We start from the raw sequence: 1,814 nt of genomic DNA, 5'->3' as shown, positions 1-1,814 counted from the left end.
CCAAAACCATTCCCGAGCCTGCGATCGCTGCACATGAGTCGTTCTACGAGGTCGATTTTTATCTCTCATGAAATTCAAATTTTCATTGACGTTTTTACACAGTCTCGGTCGGGAGGCGTCGGTCAGGACAGTGCCCATAGCGGACAATCCGTATTCCGATGAACTGTCATTGACCAGATGGAATTACGCAATCTTGATTTCACTCTATTTGGTCGAACGCTGCGACCAACCAAAAGATGTTCACCTTCGCCTATCTGCTGACCAACGCCAGTGCCCTTTATGCAGCGTGCCAAGCCCCAACGCCTCCAGTCAGCGTACGCTGTCGCAGTATCGGGACTTGCTGGCTAAGTCCGATGTATCGACTGATGAGCTGTTTGGTGCGATGGCACCTCTGGGGCTGGTGAGGGTGCAAGGAACGCCATGAAGATTCCCTACGACAAACTGCTGCACTTCGCAGTGGGCGCGCTAATAACGGCCCTGGTCGTTACCGGCTCGCTTGCCTTGGCTTGGCGCCGCTGTGCTGCTAGCCGGTGCCGGTAGAGAGCTCTATGACGCCTATCACCCGGACACGAACACGGCTGACATCTGGGATGTTGTGGCGACCTGCGCGGGCTGGATTCCGGTGGCGCTGGTAGTGCAGATTAATCAACGGCAAATCAGATGGCGGACGGCTGTAACGGGTATTCACGTTCTGCGGCCAGGCTGGTGTGCCCAGCGCCAACCACATTACGCTGCTGCGCGACAGAAATGGCCTGGCTTGGAAGTCTCTCAGCGCCGGCCCCACAGCGGCTACCGCCTCAATAATTTCCCGGAAATCTGATGCGAGCGCTTCGGCTTGGCATTCCATTTGTTGACGCCAGCCCTAACGTTCTCTGGGGCTTATTTCCCGAATTCGCCTGAAACCTCGCTGACCGGCATCTCTGCTTGCGCTAGCGCAAAGAATCTATCGGTTCATAGGCCTATCTTTCGTATTCACCGGTAGTAGGTCGGCACAAGGCGCACGACAAAGTGCGCGAGGCCAATATGACACTTCCCAACCAAATGGAGTTCAGCATGAACAGTAAAGCAGTTGTTTCCAGCATCATGGCAATGTCTTTGCTCACGGGAGGATTTTCCTTCGCCCAAGGGAATGAGGATCACAAAGATCGCGGTCGTAATGAACAGGCACAACGCGGCGGCCAGCAGCATCGTCGAGACAACCAAGCACGCCAACCGAATCGTCCTCAAAACCAAGGTCGCGCGAACAACAATGAGCAACGGGATGAACGTGGCGCAGGCCCAGACCATCAATTCCACAGGGGCGAGCGCCTTCCGGTCGAATATCGCCACAGGAATTATGTGGTCGATGACTGGCGCGCCCATAACCTGAGTGCCCCGCCCCGTGGGTACCATTGGGTTCAAACAGGCAGCGACTATGTTCTGGTTGCGATTGCCACCGGCATCATCCTGCAGTTGATGCTGAACAACTGATAACCGATGCCATCGACGCGGTTCACACATTCCATCCGGTACAGCATCCGTTGTCGTCGCGCGCGGCGCGTGCGAAGATCTGTTGATTGCGCAGTCATCGAAATGAAAGTGCGCGCAGTATCGCGGGTTCTGTTGAGTTTGACGCATTGGCGTCTTGGTCGTTTGTGGGCCGTTCCCATGATGGGAACAACTCGGCACAGCACCTCCGTTGTCGATCCGATCTACCGGTCGAGGCGGCACACTCTTTCCTAAGGAATCGCCATGCAGATGCAATCTCTCCGTCGTTGTGCTTTCGCCCTTGTTGCCGGCTTCGCGGTCCTGACCTTTAGTGGCTGGGCCAACGG

At 55.8% G+C, this 1,814-nt stretch carries 2 protein-coding genes; one reads left to right on the top strand and one right to left on the bottom strand.

Features of this window, described 5'->3' with window-relative positions:
- Positions 1–523: 523 nt before the first annotated feature.
- Positions 524–847, bottom strand: a complete 324-nt coding sequence (locus tag B3F77_RS05730; protein WP_293604035.1) for a hypothetical protein — start codon at positions 845–847, stop codon at positions 524–526.
- Positions 848–1,053: 206 nt separating this feature from the next.
- Here B3F77_RS05730 and B3F77_RS05725 point away from each other — a divergent pair, with 206 nt between their 5' ends.
- On the top strand, positions 1,054–1,470 hold the full coding sequence (locus B3F77_RS05725; protein ID WP_293604034.1) for an RcnB family protein: 417 nt from the start codon (positions 1,054–1,056) through the stop codon (positions 1,468–1,470).
- Positions 1,471–1,814 lie beyond the last annotated feature (344 nt).

This window comes from Polaromonas sp. UBA4122 (assembly GCA_002381615.1).
In the GTDB taxonomy this organism is placed as follows: Bacteria; Pseudomonadota; Gammaproteobacteria; order Burkholderiales; family Burkholderiaceae_C; genus Polaromonas.
The sequence above is the reverse complement of the archived record's forward strand: the minus strand, read 5'-3'. Positions and strand labels throughout refer to the sequence as shown.